General features: G+C 60.8%; 24 protein-coding genes. 10 read left to right on the top strand and 14 right to left on the bottom strand.

From position 1 onward, the window contains the following. Positions 1–78: 78 nt before the first annotated feature. The 6 genes from hemA (at position 79) to LOY52_RS22370 (ending at position 5,439) form a co-directional block, all read left to right on the top strand. A complete protein-coding gene (gene hemA, locus LOY52_RS22395) occupies positions 79–1,365 on the top strand; it encodes a glutamyl-tRNA reductase (protein ID WP_027612235.1) in 1,287 nt (428 codons plus the stop codon). Beyond that, entirely contained in the window at positions 1,362–2,444 is a 1,083-nt protein-coding gene (gene prfA, locus LOY52_RS22390) for a peptide chain release factor 1 (RefSeq protein ID WP_027612234.1), read from the top strand. The genes hemA and prfA overlap by 4 nt, the downstream gene beginning before the upstream one ends. Next, positions 2,445–3,275: a peptide chain release factor N(5)-glutamine methyltransferase gene (gene prmC / locus LOY52_RS22385; RefSeq protein ID WP_258676005.1), complete on the top strand. Its 831-nt coding sequence runs from the start codon at positions 2,445–2,447 to the stop codon at positions 3,273–3,275. Continuing rightward, entirely contained in the window at positions 3,269–4,024 is a 756-nt protein-coding gene (locus LOY52_RS22380; protein ID WP_258676004.1) for a molybdopterin-synthase adenylyltransferase MoeB, read from the top strand. The genes prmC and LOY52_RS22380 overlap by 7 nt, the downstream gene beginning before the upstream one ends. Further along, complete coding sequence (murI, locus tag LOY52_RS22375) at positions 4,017–4,808, top strand: glutamate racemase (RefSeq protein ID WP_258676003.1); 792 nt, start codon at positions 4,017–4,019, stop codon at positions 4,806–4,808. The genes LOY52_RS22380 and murI overlap by 8 nt, the downstream gene beginning before the upstream one ends. A 112-nt stretch (positions 4,809–4,920) precedes the next feature. Further along, on the top strand, positions 4,921–5,439 hold the full coding sequence (locus LOY52_RS22370) for an acyloxyacyl hydrolase (protein ID WP_027612230.1): 519 nt from the start codon (positions 4,921–4,923) through the stop codon (positions 5,437–5,439). A gap of 133 nt (positions 5,440–5,572) precedes the next feature. On the opposite strand, the gene LOY52_RS22365 is transcribed toward LOY52_RS22370, so the two are convergent. The 12 genes from LOY52_RS22365 to LOY52_RS22310 all read right to left on the bottom strand — a co-directional run bounded on the left by LOY52_RS22365 (position 5,573) and on the right by LOY52_RS22310 (position 15,619). Beyond that, entirely contained in the window at positions 5,573–5,878 is a 306-nt protein-coding gene (locus tag LOY52_RS22365; RefSeq protein WP_041072462.1) for a YkgJ family cysteine cluster protein, read from the bottom strand. Between the two features lie 53 nt (positions 5,879–5,931). Further along, positions 5,932–6,423, bottom strand: coding sequence for a DUF2878 domain-containing protein (locus LOY52_RS22360; protein WP_258676002.1), 492 nt, complete (start codon positions 6,421–6,423; stop codon positions 5,932–5,934). Further along, positions 6,416–7,681: a cyclopropane-fatty-acyl-phospholipid synthase family protein gene (locus LOY52_RS22355; protein ID WP_258676001.1), complete on the bottom strand. Its 1,266-nt coding sequence runs from the start codon at positions 7,679–7,681 to the stop codon at positions 6,416–6,418. Before LOY52_RS22355 ends, LOY52_RS22360 begins: the two co-directional genes overlap by 8 nt. After that, entirely contained in the window at positions 7,668–8,483 is an 816-nt protein-coding gene (locus LOY52_RS22350; RefSeq protein WP_258676000.1) for a DUF1365 domain-containing protein, read from the bottom strand. Before LOY52_RS22350 ends, LOY52_RS22355 begins: the two co-directional genes overlap by 14 nt. After that, complete coding sequence (locus LOY52_RS22345) at positions 8,480–9,727, bottom strand: NAD(P)/FAD-dependent oxidoreductase (protein ID WP_258675999.1); 1,248 nt, start codon at positions 9,725–9,727, stop codon at positions 8,480–8,482. Before LOY52_RS22345 ends, LOY52_RS22350 begins: the two co-directional genes overlap by 4 nt. Continuing rightward, a complete protein-coding gene (locus tag LOY52_RS22340) occupies positions 9,724–10,506 on the bottom strand; it encodes an SDR family oxidoreductase (RefSeq protein ID WP_258675998.1) in 783 nt (260 codons plus the stop codon). Before LOY52_RS22340 ends, LOY52_RS22345 begins: the two co-directional genes overlap by 4 nt. Beyond that, the gene (locus LOY52_RS22335; RefSeq protein WP_258675997.1) at positions 10,503–10,925 is read right to left on the bottom strand and encodes a nuclear transport factor 2 family protein; all 423 of its coding nucleotides are present in this window, start codon (positions 10,923–10,925) and stop codon (positions 10,503–10,505) included. The genes LOY52_RS22340 and LOY52_RS22335 overlap by 4 nt, the downstream gene beginning before the upstream one ends. Further along, positions 10,918–12,363, bottom strand: coding sequence for a deoxyribodipyrimidine photo-lyase (gene phrB, locus LOY52_RS22330; protein WP_258675996.1), 1,446 nt, complete (start codon positions 12,361–12,363; stop codon positions 10,918–10,920). Before phrB ends, LOY52_RS22335 begins: the two co-directional genes overlap by 8 nt. 11 nt (positions 12,364–12,374) lie before the next feature. Then, the gene (locus LOY52_RS22325) at positions 12,375–13,316 is read right to left on the bottom strand and encodes a MerR family transcriptional regulator (protein ID WP_258675995.1); all 942 of its coding nucleotides are present in this window, start codon (positions 13,314–13,316) and stop codon (positions 12,375–12,377) included. Then, positions 13,316–14,278 carry a DUF523 and DUF1722 domain-containing protein gene (locus LOY52_RS22320; protein WP_258675994.1) on the bottom strand — a complete coding sequence of 321 codons (963 nt, stop codon included), beginning with the start codon at positions 14,276–14,278 and terminating at the stop codon, positions 13,316–13,318. The genes LOY52_RS22325 and LOY52_RS22320 overlap by 1 nt, the downstream gene beginning before the upstream one ends. Positions 14,279–14,420: 142 nt before the next feature. Continuing rightward, positions 14,421–14,636 carry a TIGR02450 family Trp-rich protein gene (locus LOY52_RS22315; RefSeq protein ID WP_103485753.1) on the bottom strand — a complete coding sequence of 72 codons (216 nt, stop codon included), beginning with the start codon at positions 14,634–14,636 and terminating at the stop codon, positions 14,421–14,423. Continuing rightward, on the bottom strand, positions 14,633–15,619 hold the full coding sequence (locus LOY52_RS22310) for an NAD(P)/FAD-dependent oxidoreductase (RefSeq protein ID WP_258675993.1): 987 nt from the start codon (positions 15,617–15,619) through the stop codon (positions 14,633–14,635). The genes LOY52_RS22315 and LOY52_RS22310 overlap by 4 nt, the downstream gene beginning before the upstream one ends. A 197-nt stretch (positions 15,620–15,816) precedes the next feature. Here LOY52_RS22310 and LOY52_RS22305 point away from each other — a divergent pair, with 197 nt between their 5' ends. After that, complete coding sequence (locus tag LOY52_RS22305; RefSeq protein WP_258675992.1) at positions 15,817–16,719, top strand: TIGR01777 family oxidoreductase; 903 nt, start codon at positions 15,817–15,819, stop codon at positions 16,717–16,719. A gap of 13 nt (positions 16,720–16,732) precedes the next feature. Then, positions 16,733–17,758 carry a ferrochelatase gene (hemH, locus tag LOY52_RS22300; RefSeq protein ID WP_202371236.1) on the top strand — a complete coding sequence of 342 codons (1,026 nt, stop codon included), beginning with the start codon at positions 16,733–16,735 and terminating at the stop codon, positions 17,756–17,758. A 150-nt stretch (positions 17,759–17,908) separates the two neighbouring features. Here hemH and LOY52_RS22295 read toward each other — a convergent pair whose 3' ends face one another. Together LOY52_RS22295 and upp are read right to left on the bottom strand one after the other, a co-directional pair. After that, positions 17,909–19,183 (bottom strand): uracil-xanthine permease family protein, encoded by a 1,275-nt coding sequence (locus tag LOY52_RS22295; protein ID WP_003228120.1) that lies wholly within the window; start codon positions 19,181–19,183, stop codon positions 17,909–17,911. A 2-nt stretch (positions 19,184–19,185) separates the two neighbouring features. Further along, positions 19,186–19,824, bottom strand: coding sequence for a uracil phosphoribosyltransferase (gene upp / locus LOY52_RS22290; RefSeq protein ID WP_003228118.1), 639 nt, complete (start codon positions 19,822–19,824; stop codon positions 19,186–19,188). A gap of 161 nt (positions 19,825–19,985) precedes the next feature. Here upp and LOY52_RS22285 point away from each other — a divergent pair, with 161 nt between their 5' ends. Beyond that, on the top strand, positions 19,986–20,543 hold the full coding sequence (locus LOY52_RS22285) for a hypoxanthine-guanine phosphoribosyltransferase (RefSeq protein ID WP_016987197.1): 558 nt from the start codon (positions 19,986–19,988) through the stop codon (positions 20,541–20,543). A 195-nt stretch (positions 20,544–20,738) separates the two neighbouring features. Then, positions 20,739–21,224 (top strand): hypothetical protein, encoded by a 486-nt coding sequence (locus tag LOY52_RS22280; RefSeq protein ID WP_258675991.1) that lies wholly within the window; start codon positions 20,739–20,741, stop codon positions 21,222–21,224. The last annotated feature ends 15 nt before the right edge of the window (positions 21,225–21,239 follow it).

Here is a 21,239-nt window from a genome sequence, read left to right as displayed (position 1 = left end):
CGATAGATATCCAATAGTTGTTCTGAATCTGACGAAGTAGGACAATTGCCGGCTTCACGTCACCATCAGCGACCTTGAATGGCCTTCCTTGCACTCGGTATCAACCACAAGACTGCTTCAGTAGACGTCCGCGAGCGCGTGGCTTTTACTCCTGAACAGCTGGTGGAGGCCTTGCAGCAGCTCTGCCGACTCACCGACAGCCGCGAAGCTGCGATCCTCTCCACCTGCAATCGCAGTGAGCTGTATATAGAACAGGATCAGGTTTCGGCTGATCTGGTTCTGCGCTGGCTGGCCGATTATCACCATTTAAGCCTCGATGAGCTGCGCGCGAGTGCTTATGTGCATGAAGATGATGCGGCAGTTCGTCACATGATGCGCGTCGCCTCCGGGCTCGACTCGCTGGTGCTGGGCGAACCGCAGATTCTCGGCCAGATGAAATCGGCCTACGCCGTGGCGCGTGAGGCCGGGACCATCGGTCCGCTGCTGGGGCGGCTGTTTCAAGCGACGTTCAATGCCGCCAAGCAAGTGCGTACCGACACCGCCATCGGCGAAAACCCGGTGTCCGTGGCGTTTGCCGCCGTCAGCCTGGCCAAACAGATTTTCAGCGACCTGCAACGTAGCCAGGCCTTGCTGATCGGCGCCGGCGAGACCATCACGCTGGTCGCCCGTCATTTGCATGAGCTGGGGGTCAAGCGCATCGTGGTCGCCAACCGTACGCTGGAGCGCGCCAGCCTTCTGGCCGAGCAGTTCGGCGCGCACGCGGTGCTGCTCTCGGACATTCCGGCAGAGTTGGTGCGCAGCGATATCGTGATCAGTTCGACCGCCAGCCAGTTGCCGATCCTCGGCAAGGGCGCGGTGGAAAGCGCGCTGAAGCAGCGCAAGCACAAGCCGATCTTCATGGTCGACATCGCCGTACCCCGCGACATCGAGCCGGAAGTCGGCGAACTCGACGACGTTTATCTGTACAGCGTCGATGATCTGCACGAAGTGGTCGCCGAGAACCTCAAGAGTCGTCAGGGCGCAGCCCAGGCGGCGGAAGAGATGGTCTCGGTCGGCGCCGACGATTTCATGGTGCGCCTGCGCGAGCTGGCGGCGGTCGATGTGCTCAAGGCCTATCGGCAACAGAGTGAACGCCTGCGCGACGAGGAGCTGCAAAAAGCCCTGCGCCTGCTGGCCAACGGCGGCAACGCCGAAGACGTGCTCGGGCAACTGGCCCGCGGCCTGACCAATAAACTGTTGCATGCGCCCAGCGTGCAATTGAAAAAGCTTTCTGCCGAAGGCCGCCTCGATGCGCTGGCCATGGCTCAGGAACTCTTTGCCCTCGAGGGCTCACCGGATAGTTTTTCGGATAAAAAACCGCAATGAAAGCGTCACTGCTCAACAAGCTGGACACCCTCCAGGACCGTTTCGAGGAACTGACCGCGCTGCTCGGCGACGGCGAAGTCATTGCCGATCAGGCCAAATTCCGCGCTTATTCCAAGGAATACGCCGAACTCGAGCCGGTGGTACAAGGCTATAAAAAGCTGCTCGGCGTACAAAGTGATCTTGAAGGCGCCCAGGCGCTGCTCAAGGACAGCGACCCGGACATGCGTGAAATGGCCGTGGAAGAAGTCCGCGAAGCCAAGGAATTGCTGATCAGGCTGGAAGATGATCTGCAGCGCATGTTGCTGCCCAAGGATCCCAATGACGGTCGTAACGTCTTTCTCGAAATTCGCGCCGGTACCGGTGGCGACGAGGCGGCGATCTTCTCCGGCGATCTGTTCCGCATGTACTCGCGTTACGCCGAACGACGTGGCTGGCGCGTGGAGATTCTTTCGGAAAACGAAGGCGAGCACGGAGGCTATAAAGAAGTCATCGCTCGCATTGAAGGCGACAACGTTTACGGCAAGCTGAAATTCGAGTCCGGCGCGCACCGCGTACAGCGTGTACCTGCCACCGAATCCCAGGGCCGTATCCACACCTCGGCCTGCACCGTGGCGGTGTTGCCCGAGCCGGACGAGCGCGAAGCCATCGAGATCAACCCGGCGGATCTGCGTGTCGACACTTACCGCTCCTCCGGGGCCGGTGGTCAGCACGTCAACACCACCGACTCGGCAATCCGCATCACGCACATACCGACCGGCACCGTCGTCGAGTGTCAGGAAGAACGTTCCCAGCACAAGAACCGTGCCCGGGCGATGGCCTGGCTGTCGGCCAAACTCAACGATCAGCAAACCGCAGCGGCGGCGAATGCAATTGCCAGCGAGCGTAAATTGCTGGTCGGTTCCGGTGACCGTTCCGAGCGCATTCGCACGTACAACTTTGCCCAGGGCCGGGTCACTGACCATCGCGTCAACCTGACCCTGTACTCCCTTGATGAAATCCTCGCCGGTGGCGTTGAAGCGGTGATCGAGCCTTTGCTGGCCGAATACCAGGCCGACCAACTTGCAGCGATAGGTGAATAAATGACCATCATTGCCAGTCTGTTGCGCGCCGCCGAACTGCCGGACTCGCCGACGGCGCGCCTGGATGCCGAATTGCTCCTGGCCGCGGCACTGGGCAAGCCGCGCAGCTTCCTGCACACCTGGCCTGAGCGCATCGTACCCAGCGAAGCGGTGCTGATTTTTACCGAGTACCTGCAACGGCGTCGAAGTGGCGAGCCGGTGGCCTACATCCTTGGTCAGCAGGGTTTCTGGAAACTCGATCTGGAAGTCGCGCCGCACACGTTGATCCCGCGCCCGGACACCGAATTGCTGGTCGAGGCGGCGCTGGAATTGCTGGCGGCAACGCCGGCGAAAGTCCTCGATCTGGGCACCGGCAGCGGCGCGATTGCATTGGCTCTGGCCAGTGAGCGTCCGGCATGGAACGTCATGGCGGTGGATCGCGTGCTGGAAGCCGTGGCCCTCGCCGAACGCAACCGTCAGCGTTTGAACCTGAGCAACGCCACGGTGCTGAGCAGTCACTGGTTCAGCGCCCTCGCAGGCCAGCGTTTCCATCTGATCATCAGCAATCCGCCATACATCGCCACCGCCGACCCGCATCTGGTCGAGGGCGACGTGCGCTTCGAGCCGACCAGTGCGTTGGTGGCCGGTGTCGACGGGCTCGACGATCTGCGTCTGATCGTCGCCCAGGCCCCGGATCATCTGGAAGCCGGCGGCTGGCTGATGCTCGAACACGGCTATGATCAAGCCGAGGCCGTGCGTGATCTGTTGCTGACTCGCGGGTTCGAAGAGGTTCACAGCCGCACCGATCTGGGCGGCCATCAACGGATCAGCCTGGGGCGCCTGCCGTGCTGAATGATCAGGAATTGCTGCGCTACAGCCGGCAGATTCTGCTGCAACACATCGATATCGATGGGCAACTGAAGCTGAAAGACAGCCGTGTGCTGATCGTCGGCCTCGGCGGTCTCGGTGCCCCGGTTGCGCTGTATCTGGCGGCGGCCGGTGTCGGTGAGTTGCATCTGGCGGATTTCGACACGGTCGACCTGACCAACCTGCAGCGCCAGATCATTCATGACACCGACAGCGTCGGCATGAGCAAGGTCGACTCGACGCTCAAGCGTCTGGGCGCGATCAATCCCGAGATTAAACTGGTGCCTCATCGTCAGGCGCTGGACGAGGATTCCCTGGCCGCCGTGGTGGCTGCGGTGGATCTGGTGCTCGACTGCTCCGATAACTTCTCCACCCGCGAGGCGGTCAACGCCGCGTGTGTGGCCGCGCGCAAACCGCTGGTCAGCGGCGCGGCGATTCGTCTGGAAGGGCAGTTGTCGGTATTCGACCCGCGTCGCCCGGAAAGTCCGTGCTACCACTGCCTGTACGGGCATGGCAGCGAAGCCGAACTGACGTGCAGCGAGGCCGGTGTGGTCGGGCCGCTGGTGGGGCTGGTCGGCAGCCTGCAGGCGCTTGAAGCGTTGAAAGTGCTGGTCGGTTTTGGTGAACCGTTGGTGGGGCGTTTGCTGTTGATCGATGCACTGGGTTCGCGCTTTCGTGAACTGCGGGTCAAGCGCGATCCGGGGTGCAGCGTCTGTGGTTCGCAGCATGCGTGAGGCGCCGATCGCGGTGTTCGATTCCGGTGTCGGCGGCTTGTCGGTACTGGCTGAAATTCAGCGTTTGCTGCCCCATGAATCACTGCTGTATTTCGCCGATTGCGGGCATATTCCCTACGGCGAGAAAACCCCGGAGTTCATCCGCCAGCGCTGCAATGTGATGGCCGGATTTTTCCGGGAGCAGGGCGCCAAGGCCCTGGTGATCGCCTGCAACACGGCGACGGTGGCCGCGGTTGCCGATCTGCGCCGTGATTTTCCCGAATGGCCGATTGTCGGCATGGAGCCAGCGGTCAAACCTGCAGCTGCCGCCACCCGTAGCGGTGTGGTTGGCGTACTCGCCACCACCGGCACGTTGCAGAGTGCCAAGTTCGCCGCGCTGCTCGATCGCTTCGCCGCTGACGTTCGCGTCATCACCCAGCCGTGCCCCGGTCTGGTGGAACTGATTGAAAGCGGTGATCTGCACAGCGCCGAGTTGCGCACGTTGCTGCAGCATTACGTCGATCCGCTGCTGGCCAACGGTTGCGACACGATCATACTCGGTTGCACTCACTATCCGTTTCTCAAGCCGATGCTCAAGACGATGATCCCCGACAGCATCAGCCTGATCGATACCGGCGCGGCGGTAGCGCGGCAACTGCAACGGTTGCTGGCCGAACGTGATCTGCTGGCCGAAGGGCCGAACCGCCCGGTCAGATTCTGGACCAGCGCCGACCCCGAGTTCTTCCGCAAGACCCTGCCCCTGTTGGGTCAGGTTGCCGGCGACGTCGAAAAATTCAGCTTGTAAAAAAAATGTGAAATAACTAAAAAAACAGCTGAACTTCTAATCACGCGCTAGCTTCTATAGCGATGAGTTATCTAGAAAACCAAACGATCGTTCCGGAAAAGGAAGTTTCAACGTGAAGCGACTATTCTGCTTGGCCGCGATTGCGGCCGCACTGATGGGGCAAAGTATTACCGCACAAGCCGCAGGCGTTGAGTTTGCAGTGGGTGCTACCAGCGATTCGACCATGACTTATCGCCTGGGCATGAATTTCGATTGGGACAAGAGCTGGCTGCAAAGTGACGTCGGTCGCCTGACCGGTTACTGGAGCGGCGCTTACACTTACTGGGAGGGTGACAAGACTTCCAGCAACAACAGCCTGTCGTTCTCGCCGGTATTCGTTTACGAGTTTGCCGGTCAGTCGGTCAAGCCGTATGTTGAGGCGGGCATTGGTGTTGCAGCGTTCTCCAACACCAAGTATGAAAGCAACAACATCGGCGGCTCTTTCCAGTTCGAAGACCGTATCGGTTTTGGTCTGCGTTTCAACGGTGGGCATGAAGTGGGGATTCGTGCGACGCACTACTCCAACGCCGGCCTGGCCAGCAGCAACGACGGTGTAGAAAGCTACGCGCTGCATTACACGATGCCGCTGTAACAGATCCGAACCTGACCTTTGTGGGAGCGAGCCTGCTCGCGAAAGCAATTTCTCATTCAACGAAGATGTTGACTGTAAGAACCGCTTTCGCGAGCAGGCTCGCTCCCACATTGGTTTTGTATTGCTTGAAAGATCAGCGGTAGGCAGTGGCAATGCCTTTGCGTTCTTCAATGCACTCCGGTGCGCCCATCTCGAACTCGCGACAGATCAGCGGGCGTCTTTCGTAGATCGTGCACATCATGCTGTCGCGATCCAGCGCCGCGCACCAGCCGTCGTCCAGACGCAGCATCACTTCACCACCCCACTCATCGGTATCGATAAAGCGTTCGGGCACGCCGGTGTCGGTGATCAGCATCACTTCGAGCTGGCAACAGCACGCTGCGCAGGTCGAACAGGTGACCGCGGGCTCGGTGATTTGCTGGTGGGGAATGGTTTTCATGCTGCGCAGTGTAAGGCAGCCGCCGGTTGCTGTGTGAAAGGCCTGACAGACGCTCAGTGGGCCAACCGTCGAGCCATCGCATGCAGCAGCGGAAACAACAGCGCCCAGAGCAGGCCGATGCCGATCAGGGTCGACACTTCACCGTAAGGAAATTGCACCCCGGCCAAACGTCCACCGCCGTAATAGGACACCGCACCACCCACCGCGCCGAGCACACTGGCCAGCCACCACGGGCGGGCGCTCCATTGCAGACAGTGACGCAACGTGGTGGCGAGCAAGGCCCAAAGCAACATCAGCCACAGCGGAATCAGCGGTGCCGGATCCTGAAAATCGAAAACTCCCGCTGCGCGCAACACGCTGTCCACCGCCGTGCCGACAATCACCACGCTGAGGATCAAACGGCCTTCCGCCGCCCAACTGCTGATCCAGCCCAGATGGATCACCAACACCGCCAGGGCCAGCAGCAACCACAGACTGTTGCCGCCGAGCACACAGGCCAGCCATCCGACCTGGAACAGCACGGCGTTGGTCAGCCGCTCAAGCATCGAAGCGTCCGAGCAACGGCGCCGGCATCGCGGCCGGTTTGGCCAGCAGCAGTTGCGCGGTGCCGATGGTGCGTTCCAGAAACCCGCCTTCGCAGTAGCACAGGTAAAACTCCCACAGTCGCAGGAAGTAATCGTCGTAACCCAATTCGCTCAAGCGGCCATGGGCGCGGCGAAAGTTTTCGTGCCACAGGCGCAGGGTGCGGGCGTAGTGCAGGCCGAAGTCTTCCATGTGCAGCAGGTTCATGTCGGTCTCGCGGCTGACCACTTCGAGCATCTTCTGCACGCAGGGCAGGGCGCCGCCGGGGAAGATGTAGCGCTGGATGAAGTCGACACCGCGCTTGGCCTGCTCGTAACGTTGTTCACGGATAGTGATTGCCTGCAACAGCATCAGGCCGTTGCTCTTGAGCAGATGCGCGCACTGCTTGAAATAGGTGGGCAGGAAGCGATGGCCGACCGCTTCGATCATCTCGATCGACACCAGTTTGTCGTATTCGCCGGTGAGGTCGCGGTAGTCCTTGAGCAACAGTGTCACCCGATCCTGCAACCCCAGTGCTTCAATGCGCCTGGCGGTAAACGCGTACTGCTCTTTCGACAGTGTTGTGGTGGTGACACGGCAACCGTAATGCTGCGCGGCGTAGAGCGCCATGCTGCCCCAACCGGTGCCGATCTCCAGCAGATGATCCTCGGGTTTGAGCGCGAGCTTCTGGCAGATCCGTTCCAGCTTGTTCAGTTGAGCCTGTTCCAGGCTGTCTTCGGGACTGAGGAACTGCGCCGCCGAATACATCATGGTCGGGTCGAGAAACTGTTCGAACAGATCGTTGCCGAGGTCATAGTGCGCCGCGATGTTTTTCTGCGAACCCTTGCGCGTGTTGCGGTTGAGCCAGTGCAGGCCTTGCACCAGCGGCCGGCTGAGGCGGGCCAGGCCGCGTTCCATGGCGTCGAGCACGTCGAGGTTGCTGACGAACACGCGCACGACCGCCGTCAGATCCGGTGAACTCCAGTAACCGTGGATAAACGCTTCGCCGGCGCCAATCGATCCGTTGCCGGCGACCATGCCCCAGACCGCTGCATCCTGCACATGAATTTCGCCGAGCAGGTGGCTGCCCGGCGTGCCGAACATCAGGCGTTCGCCATCCTCGACCACCAGCAATTGCCCGTGTTTGAGCTGACTGAGTTGCCGCAAAACGCCGCGACGCAGCAGCGAGCCGGTCAAACCATTGGTGCTGAAGCGACTGACCGACAGGCTAGAGGATTTCATGGCGGTGCTCCTTGGGAGGCACAGTGGCGATCTGAAAGCTGCCGTCGGCAGCCTGATGAGCAAAAATCGGGGCACGCTTGAACAACAGGCGCACCGCTTGCCAATAAATCGCCAGGCAGGTTTTCGCGGTCATCCACGGAAAACGTCGCAAGTAGCGGTGCAGGCTGTGGCGGTCGAGGGGTTCGCGCTGCAGATTGAGCGTGGCGTCGAACAGCTTGTGCTCACCCTGCCAGTCGGCCATGTGCACGCCGAGCTTTTGCGCAGCCGGGCTGAAGCTCATGCGGTACTCGAGGTCACGCGGCAAAAACGGCGAGACATGAAAGGCCTTGGCCACGGCGAAGTGCTGGTGAAAGTCTTGCAGGTTGGTCGGGGTCCGGGCCGGCAGCACGTAGTGATAACGTTCGCGCCACGGCGTGTTGGTGACTTCGCAGAGAATCGCCGCCAGTTGCCCGTCGGCCTCGTGGCAATAAAAGAAACTCACCGGATTGAACGCCAGACCCCAACTGCGCGGTTGGGTCAGCAGGCAGATCGAACCCTGCGGTTGATGGCCGATGGCGACGCCGACTTGCTGGCGCACCGCATCGATCAGGCGCATGCCGCTGCCGGTGAAGGTTTTCAAGTAGTCGGTTTCGCGAAACGAAAACGGCGCAAAGCGGCTACGACTGGCGAGCGGCGACAGACCGAGCACGGCGTCCTGTTCCTCCAGATCGAGGTACAACAGACCGATGCGGTAACGGAATTCGTGGCGTCTGGGCGAAAAGCGCCGATGGCCGATCCAGCCGCTGTACAGGGCGCTGTTCATAAGCTTTCCCCGAAGGCGGCGGCCACGCGCAGGGCGCTGACCACACCGTCCTCATGAAAGCCGTTGGCCCAATAGGCGCCGCAGTAGTGGGTGTGCTGCTGACCGTCGAGTTCGGCCCAGCGGCTTTGCGCCGTCACGGCCGAGAGACTGAATTGCGGGTGGGCATAGGTGTATCGGGCAAGCACCTTGAACGGGCTGATGCCGGCGCTCTGGTTGAGGCTGACGCAGAAGGTGGAGTCGCTCTGAATGCCCTGCAGGATGTTCATGTCGTAAGTCACGGCCGCGTGCGTATGGCCGGCGCCGCTCAAGCGATAGTTCCAGCTGGCCCACGCCAGTTTGCGGGTTGGCAGCAGACGGGTATCGGTATGCAGCACAACTTCGTTATCGGCATAGGGCAGGGCGCCGAGGATCGAGCGTTCCGCCTGGCTTGGCGTGCCGAGCAATTGCAGGGCCTGGTCGCTGTGGCAGGCAAGCACGACTTTGTCGAAACGCTCGATGCCGGCCGCACTGTGGATAACCACGCCGTGTTCATCGCGATCGATGCGCGTCACCGGGCAACTGAGGCGGATCTTGTCGTGGAACGCCGCAGTCAACGGCGCAATGTAGGCACTGGAGCCACCCTCGATCACCTGCCATTGCGGGCGATCACTGACTGACAGCAGGCCATGATTCTTGAAGAAGCGCACAAAGAATTGCAGCGGGAAATTGAGCATCTCGGCCATCGGCATCGACCAGATCGCCGAGCCCATCGGCACGATGTAATGCAGGATGAAACGCTCGCCATAACCGCCGGCCTTGAGGTAATCGTCGAGCGTGGTATCGGCGGCAATGCGTTGTTCGGCGAGGTCGCGCTGGGCTTCTTTATTGAAGCGCAGGATGTCGCGCAACATGCCCCAGAACCCCGGAGACAACAGGTTGCTGCGCTGGGCGAACAAACTGTTGAGGTTGTTGCCGTTGTATTCCAGGCCAGTGTCCGGATCGGTGACCGAGAAGCTCATTTGCGTCGGTTTGAACGACACGCCGAGCTGGCCGAGCAAACGGATGAAGTTCGGGTAGGTCCAGTCGTTGAACACGATGAATCCGGTGTCCACGGCGTATTTGCGGCCTTCGACGGTCACCTCCACGGTGTGCGTGTGGCCGCCGACCCAGTCGCTGGCTTCGAACACCGTGACATCGTGTTGGCGATTGAGCAGATAGCCGCAGGTCAGGCCTGCGATTCCGCTGCCGATGATGGCGATTTTCACGAGGGTTCCTGCAGCGGTGGCGGTTTACGCACCATGCGTTTGCCGATCGCCAGTTGCACCCGCGACGGCAGTTTCGACAGCGGCCACAACGCCGCCATGAACAGCGCTGGGAAAGCGATCTCCAGTGGTCGATCCTTGAGTTTGGCGAAGATGTGCCGCGCGGCTTTATCCACAGGCCAGCTCAACGGCATCGGGAAGTCGTTCTTGGCGGTCAGTGGCGTTTCGACAAAACCCGGGCTGATGATGGTGACTTCGATGCCCTCGTCCGCCAGATCGATGCGCAGCGATTCAAACAGGTAACGCAGCCCGGCCTTCGACGCGCCGTAGGCTTCGGCCCGGGGCAGCGGCAGATAGGTCACGGAGCTGGCCATGCCGATCAGATGCGGTGCGGTGCCTTTGCGCAGCAACGGCAGGGCGGCTTCGATGCAGTAACTGCTGGCGAGCAGGTTGGTGCGCACCACGTGTTCGATGATCGAGGCATCGAACTGGCGCGCGTCGACGTACTCGCAGGTGCCGGCATTGAGAATCACGCTGTCCAGCGAGCCCCAGGCCTGTTCGATCCGCTGGCCGATTTCGCGCACGGTCTGACTGTCGGTCAGGTCGCCCGCCACCACCAGCACCTGCCCCGGATAACGTTGCGAAAGCACTTTGAGCGGTGCCACCTGACGCGAACTGACAGCCAGATGCGCGCCGCTTTTCAGAATCTCTTCAGCCAGTGCTGCGCCGATGCCACTGCTGGCACCGGTCAGCCAATAACGCCGTGGAGGTGTACGACTCATCCCATTCTCCTTTTCAACCAGGCGATCACCCGGCCCAATACGGGTAAATGTTCATACAGCATGGCCCCGGCATCGAAGTAATCCCGGTGGCGATAAACCTTGTCGCGCCAGAGCAGGTGCGAACACCCGGCGACGCGAATCAAACGGCCGCCGGCCAGACGCGGGTGGCGGTAACTCATGATCCAGCGCAGGTAACCTTCACCGTCAGCGATCTGGTCGAAGCCGTGGAAATCGAAGCGCAGCTCGCTGACGTTGGCGTACAACTCGCTGAAGTAATGCCGCAGTTGCGCCAGCCCCTGCACTTCATGCAGTGGGTCGGTGAAGTGAATGTCATCGCTGTACAGCTCGCCCAGGCGTTGCAAGTTGTCTTTGTTCAACTCGGCGAACTGGCGGGCGAAGCGGCGCAGGAATTCACTCATGGACTTCTTCCATAGACGAGCGGGACGGCAGGTTCTTGAAGGCCGCCAAAGCGCGTTCGCGGGAGGCCCCGAGATTGACGATTGGTGCCGGATAATCCGCCACGCCGAACAGTCCACCGGCATTGGCCGGGTTGTGTACTTCCTTCTTGTTCAGGCCGGCCAGTTCAGGCAGCCAGTGCTTGATGAACAGGCCTTCGCTGTCGAATTTTTCCGATTGGCTGATCGGGTTGAAAATGCGGAAGTACGGCGCCGAATCGGTGCCGGTCGAGGAGCTCCATTGCCAGCCGCCGTTGTTCGCCGCCAGATCGCCGTCGATCAAGTGACGCATGAAAAAGCGTTCGCCTTCACGCCAGTCGATCAGCAGGTTTTTGGTCAGGAACATCGCCACAATCATCCGCAGCCGGTTGTGCATCCAGCCGGTTTCCAGCAGTTGGCGCATGGCCGCATCAATGATTGGCAAACCGGTGCGTGCCTCTTGCCAGGCCGCCAGATCATCCGGCGCATCACGCCAGGCCAGGGCCTCGGTTTCCGGGCGAAACGCGCGGTGGCGTGAAACCCGTGGGTAGCCGACCAGAATGTGTTTGTAGAACTCGCGCCACAGCAGTTCGTTGATCCAGGTCACCGCGCCGACCTTGCCGCTGTCGAACTCGCCCTGGTTGCTTTGCAGGGCAGCCTGCAGGCACTGGCGTGGCGAAATTACCCCGGCGGCCAGATAGGCCGAGAGTTGACTGGTGCCGGGTTTGGCCGGGAAGTCGCGTTCGCTCTGGTAGTAGTCGATCTGTGCGTCAGCAAAGGTATCGAGACGGCGCCGGGCTTCCTGTTCGCCGGCCGGCCACAGTGCGCGCAAGGATTCGCTCGGCGTTGCAAAACCGGCGACGGATGCCGGTACCGGATCGCTGTCGATATTCAGTTTTGCCTGTTTGCCGGGCGTCTTCACCAGTGCCGGCATCGAGCGGTGCAGGCGTTCATAGCAGACCTTGCGGAACTGGCTGAACACCTGAAAGTAGGTTTCGGTTTTGGTCAGTACCGTGCCGGGCTTGAACAGCAGTTGGTCAAGGTAGCTGTGGAAAGCGATGCCTTTGCTCTTCAGGGCCACCGCCACCGCGGCGTCGCGCTGGCTTTCGTGGATGCCATATTCTTCGTTGACGTGCACAGCTTGAATATTCAATTGCACACAAAGTTCGAGCAGCACCGCCGGGGCCTGATCCCAATGATTGGCGGTGCGCAGCAGCAACGGGATGTTCAGCTCGCCGAGGCGACTGCTCAGCTCACGCAGGTTGCGCAGCCAGAAGTCGACCTTGCACGCGGCGTCGTCATGTTCCAGCCATTGCTGCGGGCTCAACAGATACACGGCAACCGTCGGGCCGCGCGCTGCGGCGGCCGCGAGGGCGGTGTTGTCATGTAGGCGCAGGTCGCTGCGCAGCCAGATCAATTGCATCGCGGTTTCCATTAAATCAGCCCACGCTGAACCAGTTCCTGATGCGCCGAGAGCGGGTCTTCGGCCAGGATCAAATCAGCGATCTCATGTGTTCTTACGGACAACTCGGCCTGGTGGATGCATACCGTTGGTCCGACCAGCAGTTTTGGAGCACTGACGCCATTCAGCAGTTTTGGCAGCTGCGCCAGATTCATCGCCTTGCTGGAATACAGCAGCACGCCGCGCGCTTGCAGATGATCGACCGCCAACGCCAGTTCTCCGGCCGGTAGAGGCCAGTCGAACACTTGCACCGGGCAGTCGGCACTGCTGATCAGCCACGCGCATAGCCACAGGTGCGGTTCCAGTGGCAGGTCCGAGTGATTGATCAACAGCAGGGGAGCGGTGTGTAACTGTCGATTGTTATGGTAGATGCGCGCGCCGAATTTGCTGCGTAACCACGAATAAAAGAACCCGCGTTCCATCTGCGCACCGAACTGGCCTTGCCAGCGCTGCTCGAGTTCGGCCAGCAGCGGCAGCAGCAATTGCTCGCACAGGGTGCGCGGCGGATACAGGGCCATGGCCTGGTTGATGCTGTCGTCGAGGCTGCGTTCATTGAGACGGGTTACAGCGTCGAGCAACACCTGGCGCTGGCGCTGCCAGTCGTTTTCCACCGTCTCGGTAAAGGCTTGCGGAGTGTCGAGAAGCGGCTTGACCTGACTGACCGCCACGCCGCGGTTGAGCCAGGTCAGGATGGTCAGGATTCGTTGCACATGTTCACTGGAATACAGGCGATGGCCCTTGGGCGTGCGTTGCGGCACGATCAACCCGTAACGGCGCTCCCAGGCGCGCAGGGTGATGGCGTTGACCCCGGTCTGCCGCGCTACTTCGCGGATCGGCAGCCAGCCTTCGTCGAGGGCTTTCTTGAAGTCGGCACCCAGGTCTTCCTGGGCGCTGGTGTCGAGTTTGTCGTTCATCAAATGGCGTTTCGCAAGCTGAGGTTTTCCGGATGCGGCTGCAGGTAAACCTGTTGCGCAATATAGGGATCCGGGTGTTGGCGAAAGTGATGCTTGAGCAAGGTCAACGGCACCACCAGCGGCACGATGCCATGGCGGTACTGGCCGATCACATGCTGCATTTCCTGTTTGTCTTCAGGGCTGATCGCCTGTTTCAGATAGCCGCTGATGTGCTGCAGGACATTACTGTGGGTGCGGCGGGTGGCGCATTTCTTCAACGCGCTCATCAACTCGCTGAAATAATGCGGGCCGAGTTCGACCGGATCGGTCTTGCCCATGTTGCCCAGCAGTTTGCCCAGGGCTTTGTATTGCTCCGGATTGTGCGCCATCAGCAGGTATTTGTAGCGCGAGTGGAATTCGGTCAGTGCGCGGCGACTCAAGCCTTGTTCGAGCACCTGTTGCCAGGCGCTGTAGGCGAGTACGCGGGTGATGAAATTTTCCCGCAGCACTGGATCGTTCAGGCGCCCGGCTTCTTCCACCGGCAGGTCAGGGTGCTGCGTGCAGAACGCCTGAGCGTAAATGCCACGGCCGCCGCCGTTCACCGGCGCGCCGTTGGCGTGATAGACCTTGACCCGCTCCAGACCGCACGAAGGCGACTGCTGCATGAAGATGTAGCCGCAGATGTCATCAAGCTCGCCAGCCATTCTCTGGCCGTAGGCCGCCAGCGGTTCAGTGACATTGATTTGCGGGTTGACCGTGCCGATGGCTTGGGGAGCATCGGGATCGCCGACCAGGCGGATCGGTTCGCGGGGGATGCCAAGGCCAATGGCAACTTCGGGGCATACCGGCACAAATTCGAAATGCTCGGCGAGGGTGCGGCTGCACAGCCGCGATTCTTTATGCCCACCGTTGAAGCGCACTTCAGCGCCCATCAGGCAGGCGCTGATGGCGATTTTGGGCCGGGAAGCAGAAAGGTCGGACATGCACACCTCGAATCTATTCCTGTACAGGAAATTATCTCTGTACAACTTTTCCTCAGCATAGATTCATGCGTGTACAAGTCAAATCATTTGTATAAGTTTTTGCGAATTTCCCGATCCCTGCAGGCTCACTCCTACGGGATGTTTATTTCCAGCCCAGTAGCCAGTGATCGTTGTTCTTCAGCGTCTGCCAATCGAGGCGTTCGGCGCGCTTGGTCAGCACCGCCTGCAACTCAATCTCCAGCACCGTGCCTTCCTCATCACGGAACAGTTCGGTGACCAGAAAATGTTTTTCGCGGTTTTGCGGGTGGGCTGCTGTCCACTTCGACAGCAGCAGTTTTTGCGGATTGATACGGTTCACTGCAGATTCTCGTGCAAGCGGCGCGCGGCTTCCTGACCGCTGAGCCAGGCGCCTTCGACACGTCCGGACAGGCACCAGTCGCCACAGGCGTACAGGCCCAGATCGGCATCGGCCAGCGTGCCCCATTCGTGGCCGGTCGCCGGGCGGGCGTAGAGCCAGCGGTGGGCGAGGCTGAAGGTCGGAGCGGGCATCGCACTGTGCAGCAGTTCGGCGAAAGCCCCGTGCAGTTGCTCGATGACGGCTTCCTTGGACAGGTCGATATGTTGCCGGCTCCAGGCGCTGCTGGCATGCAGCACCCAAGTGTCGCAAGTGGTATCGCGCCCCGGTTTACTGCGGTTGCGCGCCAGCCAGTCGATGGGGCTGTCCTGCACGAAGCAACCTTCGATCGGCGTATCCAATGGCTTGTCAAAGGCGAGGGCGACGGCCCAGGTCGGGTCCATTTTTACCCCGGCGGCCGCGCCGGCCAGTTTCGGTGCCGCGGCCAGCAATGCAGTGGCTTGCGGTGCTGGCGTCGCAATCACCACGTGACTGAACGGGCCGTGGGTGAAGCCTTCGGCGTCCTGCAGGTGCCAGTGTTGTTCACCGCGAAAAACCTCGGTGATGCGGCAGGCGAAGTGTACTTCCAGACCGTCGAGCAAACCTCGGGTGATCGCGCTCATGCGTGGCGTGCCGACCCAGCGCGTCTGTTCGTCCGGCGACGGATTCAGTTGCCCGCCCTGAAAGGTGTAGAGCTGCGGCGTCCACTCGGCGACCCAGCCCAGGCTTTGCCAGCGTTGCACCTCGGTGACGAAACGCCGGTCGCGGGCGGTGAAGTATTGCGCGCCCATGTCCAGCGAACCGGCGTCGCTGCGTTTGCTTGACATGCGTCCGCCACTGCCGCGGCTTTTGTCGAAGAGCTGGACGGTGTGTCCGGCCTCTGTCAGCGCCTGCGCGGCGGAGAGTCCGGCGATGCCGGTGCCGATGATTGCGATAGGTACAGTCATAGGGGCCTCGTTTACCTTTCTGTACAGACTACGCCGTCAATGAAACCTGTACAATTTTGTTTTTTGGTATAACTTCTAGCGTTCTCGTTCTGACAGCTTGGCCTATGGTTAAACAATAGAGCCTGCCCGATAGAAAAGATCCCTGCTTATAAAAATAGACTAGTGATCCGGGTAAAACGCCACGCGAGGAAGAAGTCATGCACATATTGCTGACCGGCGGTACTGGTTTGATAGGCCGTCAGCTCTGCCGACACTGGTCGGGGCAGGGCCATCAATTGACGGTGTGGAGTCGACGCCCGGAAAAGGTCGCGAAAATCTGTGGCGCGCAGGTGCGCGCGATTGCGCGCCTCGAAGACTTCGGCAACGAGCCGTTGGACGCGGTGGTCAACCTGGCCGGTGCGCCGATCGCTGATCGGCCATGGACCCATCGGCGCAAGGCGTTGTTGTGGAGCAGCCGCATCACCCTCACCGAAACCCTGCTGGCCTGGCTGGAAACACGGCAGCAGAAACCGGCGTTGTTGATCTCCGGTTCTGCTGTCGGCTGGTACGGCGACGGTGGTGAACGCGAGCTGACCGAAGAGTCGCCGCCAGTGATCGACGATTTTGCCAGTCAGTTGTGCATTGCCTGGGAGGAAACCGCCCAGCGTGCCGAAGTCCTGGGCATTCGCGTGGTGCTGGTGCGTACCGGGCTGGTGCTGTCGGCCGAGGGCGGCTTTTTGTCGCGGCTGTTGCTGCCGTTCAAACTCGGGCTTGGCGGGCCTTTGGGCAATGGCCGGCAGTGGATGCCATGGATTCACATCGATGATCAAATCGCCCTGATTGATTTTCTTCTGCACCGCGATCAGGCGAGCGGTCCTTATAATGCCTGCGCACCGAAACCGGTGCGCAATCGCGAGTTTGCCAAGACGCTGGGCAGCGTATTGCACCGCCCGGCGTTCATGCCGATGCCGGCCCTGGCCCTGAAGGTCGGGCTTGGCGAAATGTCTTTGCTGTTGCTGGGCGGCCAACGCGCCATGCCGGCACGCTTGCTGGAAGCGGGTTTCACTTTCCAGTTCACGGATTTGCGCGCGGCCCTGGATGATCTCTCCGGCCGCCTTTGAAATAGGACGATGCATGACCGATCACGCCTTGCTTCTGGTCAACCTGGGTTCCCCGGCCTCCACCTCGGTGGCCGATGTACGCAGCTACCTCAATCAATTTCTGATGGACCCGTACGTGATCGACCTGCCGTGGCCGGTGCGGCGGCTGTTGGTGTCGCTGATCCTGATCAAGCGCCCCGAGCAATCGGCACATGCCTACGCTTCGATCTGGTGGGAGGAGGGCTCGCCGCTGGTGGTGCTCAGCCGCCGTCTGCAGCAGCAGATGACCACCCAGTGGACCCATGGCCCGGTGGAACTGGCCATGCGTTACGGCGAGCCTTCGATTGAAACCAGGTTGCTGCAATTGGTGGCTGCGGGGCACAAGCGCATCACGCTGGCGCCGCTGTATCCACAGTTCGCCGACAGCACCACGACCACGGTGATCGAAGAAGCCAAGCGGGTGATTCGCGAGAAGAAGCTCGATGTAAAACTCTCGGTGCTGCAACCGTTTTACGATCAGCCTGAGTACATCGACGCGCTCGTCGCCAGCGCTACCCCGCATTTGCAGCAGGACTACGATCACTTGCTGCTGAGCTTCCATGGCTTACCAGAGCGGCACCTGACCAAGCTCGATCCGACCGGCAGTCACTGCTTGAAAAATGAGGATTGCTGCAAGAACGCTTCGCCGGCAGTCCTGGCCACCTGTTATCGCGCCCAGTGCATGCGCACCGCCGCAGAGTTCGCCAGGCGCGCGGGCATTGCCGATGGGAAATGGTCGGTGTCGTTTCAGTCGCGTCTGGGGCGGGCGAAGTGGATTGAACCCTACACCGAAGCGCGGCTGGACGAGCTGGCGCAAAGCGGGGTGAAGAAGATTCTGGTGATGTGCCCGGCGTTTGTCGCCGATTGCATCGAGACGCTGGAAGAGATCGGTGATCGCGGCAAGGAACAGTTCCGCGAAGCGGGGGGCGAGGAGCTGGTGCTGGTGCCGTGCCTGAATGACGACCCGCAATGGGCGAAGGCGTTGGCAACCCTGTGCGAGAGAGCGCCGTTGGCCCTGTAGCTGTTGTGGCGAGGGAGCTTGCTCCCGCTGGGCTGTAATGCAGCCCCAGCCCTGCGGACGCGGTTCACAGGAAACCGCATCCGCCGAGTTTATGACTGCTTCGCAGTCAAGCGGGAGCAAGCTCCCTCGCCACAGGTGATGAGCCGGATTTTAGATCAGCGGCTCATCGGCCTTCTTGTTCTTCCAGCCATCATTGCCCGGCAGAATCAGGTTCAGCGCAATCGCCACCACCGCACACAGCGCGATGCCTTTGAGGCCGAAGTCGTCCGGGCCAGTGCCGGTGCCGACCAGCACACCGCCGATACCGAACACCAGAGTCACCGACACGATCACCAGGTTGCGCGCTTCACCGAGGTCGATCTTGTGGCGGATCAGGGTGTTCATCCCCACCGCTGCGATCGAACCGAACAGCAGGCACAGAATCCCGCCCATCACCGGCACCGGAATGCTTTGCAGCAGCGCGCCGAACTTGCCGATGAACGCCAGGGTGATGGCGAAGATCGCCGCCCAGGTCATGATTTTCGGGTTGTAGTTCTTGGTCAGCATCACCGCGCCGGTCACTTCGGCGTAGGTGGTGTTCGGTGGGCCGCCAAAAAGACCGGCCGCCGTGGTGGCGATGCCGTCACCGAGCAGGGTGCGATGCAGACCCGGCTTCTTCAGATAATCACGACCGGTCACGCTGCCCACGGCAATTACGCCGCCGATATGCTCGATGGCCGGAGCCAGGGCTACCGGAACGATGAACAGGATCGCCTGCCAGTTGAACTCCGGCGCGGTGAAGTGCGGCAGCGCAAACCACGGTGCAGCGGCAATCTTCGCGGTATCGACCACGCCGAAATAGAACGACATGGCAAAACCGACCAGCACCCCGGAAATGATCGGCACCAGACGGAAGATGCCTTTGCCGAACACCGCCACGATCAACGTGGTCAGCAGCGCCGGCATCGAGATCATCATCGCGGTCTGGTAGTGGATCAGCTCGGAACCGTCACCCGCTTTGCCCATCGCCATGTTCGCGGCAATCGGCGCCATGGCCAGGCCGATCGAGATGATCACCGGGCCAATCACCACCGGCGGCAGCAGACGGTCAATGAAACCGGTGCCTTTGATCTTCACGGCCAGGCCGAGGAAGGTGTAGACGAAACCGGCCGCCATCACGCCGCCCATGGTCGCGGCGAGGCCGAACTGGCCCTTGGCGAGAATGATCGGGGTGATGAAGGCAAAGCTCGATGCGAGGAACACCGGCACCTGACGCCCGGTGACGATCTGGAACAGAATCGTCCCCAGACCTGCGGTGAACAGTGCCACGTTCGGGTCCAGGCCGGTGATCAGCGGCATCAGCACCAGGGCGCCGAAAGCCACGAACAGCATCTGGGCGCCGGACAGCACCGTGCGCCAGAGCGGATCGTTGAACTCTTGCTGCATGCTTACGCGTCCTTCTGCTTGGTGCCGAAGATCTTGTCACCGGCGTCGCCAAGCCCAGGAATGATGTAGCCGTGTTCGTTCAGACGCTCATCAATGGACGCGGTGTAGATGGTCACGTCCGGGTGAGCCTGTTCCACAGCGGCAATGCCTTCCGGCGCGGCAACCAGCACCATCGCGCGGATGTCCTTGCAACCGGCTTTCTTCAGCAGATCGATGGTCGCGACCATGGAGCTGCCGGTGGCGAGCATCGGGTCGATGATCATCGCCAGCCGTTCGTCGATTTCCGGAACCAGTTTTTCCAGATAGGTGTGCGCTTGCAGGGTTTCTTCATTGCGGGCAACGCCCACAGCGGAAACCTTGGCACCCGGGATCAGGCTCAGCACGCCTTCGAGCATGCCGATGCCGGCGCGCAGGATCGGCACGACGGTGATCTTCTTGCCGGCGATTTTCTCCACCGACACAGTGCCGCACCAACCGGCGATATCGTAGGATTCGAGCGGCAGATCTTTTGTAGCTTCATAGGTCAACAGGGCGCCGACTTCCTGAGCAAGCTCACGGAAATTCTTGGTGCTGATATCGGCGCGGCGCATCAGGCCGAGTTTATGGCGGATCAGCGGGTGGCGGATCTCGAGGATGGGCATGGAAAAACTCCGGCGGCGGGCAAAAAAACCGGCCTAGATTAATCTATCCGAGGGTGATGTCCTATAGGACATTGAGTACGTTAGTCCATTAAGGCTTGATTCGACCTCACGGGATGCGTACCTTTGCCCGCTTTTCCGAAAACATCCCCCTGGAGAGCGCCATGTCCGCTGATCTCGAGCATATCCGTCAAATCATGCGAGAGGCTGACTGCCTGTACACCGAATCTGAAGTCGAGGCCGCCATCGCCCGCGTCGGTGCACAAATCAACGAACAGCTGGCTGACAGCAACCCGGTGGTGTTCTGCGTGATGAACGGCGGCCTGATTTTCTCCGGCAAACTGCTGACTCACCTGCAATTTCCGCTGGAAGCGTCCTACCTGCACGCGACCCGTTATCGCAACGAAACCAGCGGCGGCGACCTGTTCTGGAAAGCCAAGCCGGAAGTCTCGTTCATCGACCGCGACGTGCTGATCATCGACGACATCCTCGACGAAGGTCACACCCTGGGCGCGATCATCGACTTCTGCAAACACGCCGGCGCGCGCAAAGTGCACACCGCCGTGCTGATCGACAAAGATCACGACCGCAAGGCGCGTCCTGACCTGAAAGCAGACTTCGTCGGCCTGCCGTGCATTGACCGCTACATCTTCGGTTACGGCATGGACTACAAAGGCTACTGGCGCAACGCCAACGGGATCTTTGCCGTTAAAGGCATGTAAGAACCCCGCGCTATCCCCTGTGGGAGCGAGCCTGCTCGCGAAGGTGTCGTGTCAGTAGCATCATTGAAAACTGACACACCGCCTTCGTCGGAACGCCGCCCGGAGCAGGCTCGCTCCCACAGCTGTTTTGTGTGTGCTGATCCATCCGCGTTCCCCATGCTAGAGTGCTCGGCCCCGCCCCCCCCGGAGCCTTCCATGAGCCTCTTGATCCGCAGCCTTGCCGCCCTGTTGCTGACCCTCAGCCTGCCCCTGGCCGCCGCCCCGGCGCCGATGCACAGTCAATTTCTGCCGCCGGACGACCTGACCCTGCGCGATGCCGAACCCGAGCAGCAACAATTGCTGCAAGTCACCGATTATTCGGTGGTGGTCGGAGCGCAGCGCCAGTCCAATCAGCAGCCGATTCCGGTCACATCGCCGCTGATGATCCGCCTCAAGGGCAAGTCGTTGAACAAGGGCGCAACCATCGCCCAGGTGCTGGTCAATTTCGATGGCGAAAGCAAAAGCCTGAAAAAACCGGCTTATGACGACAAGAGCAAAACCCTGACCCTGTACTACCCGTTGGCCCAGTACCGAGTGGTGATCGATTTGCTGCGCAACGACACCGTGTATGTACAGTTCCTCAGTTATGCCAACGGCCACATCTGGGCCGATCTGCACACCGGGGCTGTTCGTTCGCGTTGAGCCTTGTGGCTGGGC

It is taken from the genome of Pseudomonas sp. B21-051 (assembly GCF_024748795.1).
Lineage (GTDB): Bacteria > Pseudomonadota > Gammaproteobacteria > Pseudomonadales > Pseudomonadaceae > Aquipseudomonas > Aquipseudomonas putida_A.
Note: the sequence above shows the minus strand (reverse complement) of the source record. Positions and strands in the feature narration are given on the sequence as shown.

Excerpts from the sequence above, each read along its gene's own strand:
- LOY52_RS22355 (WP_258676001.1), bottom strand. The coding sequence starts at position 7,681 with ATGAAATCCTCTAGCCTGTCGGTCAGTCGCTTCAGCACCAATGGTTTG.
- LOY52_RS22365 (WP_041072462.1), bottom strand. The coding sequence starts at position 5,878 with ATGAAAACCATTCCCCACCAGCAAATCACCGAGCCCGCGGTCACCTGT.
- murI (WP_258676003.1), top strand. The coding sequence starts at position 4,017 with ATGCGTGAGGCGCCGATCGCGGTGTTCGATTCCGGTGTCGGCGGCTTG.
- hemH (WP_202371236.1), top strand. The coding sequence starts at position 16,733 with ATGACCGATCACGCCTTGCTTCTGGTCAACCTGGGTTCCCCGGCCTCC.
- LOY52_RS22305 (WP_258675992.1), top strand. The coding sequence starts at position 15,817 with ATGCACATATTGCTGACCGGCGGTACTGGTTTGATAGGCCGTCAGCTC.
- phrB (WP_258675996.1), bottom strand. The coding sequence starts at position 12,363 with ATGCAATTGATCTGGCTGCGCAGCGACCTGCGCCTACATGACAACACC.
- hemA (WP_027612235.1), top strand. The coding sequence starts at position 79 with ATGGCCTTCCTTGCACTCGGTATCAACCACAAGACTGCTTCAGTAGAC.
- LOY52_RS22350 (WP_258676000.1), bottom strand. The coding sequence starts at position 8,483 with ATGAACAGCGCCCTGTACAGCGGCTGGATCGGCCATCGGCGCTTTTCG.
- LOY52_RS22295 (WP_003228120.1), bottom strand. The coding sequence starts at position 19,183 with ATGCAGCAAGAGTTCAACGATCCGCTCTGGCGCACGGTGCTGTCCGGC.
- LOY52_RS22280 (WP_258675991.1), top strand. The coding sequence starts at position 20,739 with ATGAGCCTCTTGATCCGCAGCCTTGCCGCCCTGTTGCTGACCCTCAGC.
- prfA (WP_027612234.1), top strand. The coding sequence starts at position 1,362 with ATGAAAGCGTCACTGCTCAACAAGCTGGACACCCTCCAGGACCGTTTC.
- LOY52_RS22285 (WP_016987197.1), top strand. The coding sequence starts at position 19,986 with ATGTCCGCTGATCTCGAGCATATCCGTCAAATCATGCGAGAGGCTGAC.
- LOY52_RS22340 (WP_258675998.1), bottom strand. The coding sequence starts at position 10,506 with ATGAGTCGTACACCTCCACGGCGTTATTGGCTGACCGGTGCCAGCAGT.
- prmC (WP_258676005.1), top strand. The coding sequence starts at position 2,445 with ATGACCATCATTGCCAGTCTGTTGCGCGCCGCCGAACTGCCGGACTCG.
- LOY52_RS22335 (WP_258675997.1), bottom strand. The coding sequence starts at position 10,925 with ATGAGTGAATTCCTGCGCCGCTTCGCCCGCCAGTTCGCCGAGTTGAAC.
- upp (WP_003228118.1), bottom strand. The coding sequence starts at position 19,824 with ATGCCCATCCTCGAGATCCGCCACCCGCTGATCCGCCATAAACTCGGC.
- LOY52_RS22325 (WP_258675995.1), bottom strand. The coding sequence starts at position 13,316 with ATGAACGACAAACTCGACACCAGCGCCCAGGAAGACCTGGGTGCCGAC.
- LOY52_RS22360 (WP_258676002.1), bottom strand. The coding sequence starts at position 6,423 with ATGCTTGAGCGGCTGACCAACGCCGTGCTGTTCCAGGTCGGATGGCTG.
- LOY52_RS22310 (WP_258675993.1), bottom strand. The coding sequence starts at position 15,619 with ATGACTGTACCTATCGCAATCATCGGCACCGGCATCGCCGGACTCTCC.
- LOY52_RS22320 (WP_258675994.1), bottom strand. The coding sequence starts at position 14,278 with ATGTCCGACCTTTCTGCTTCCCGGCCCAAAATCGCCATCAGCGCCTGC.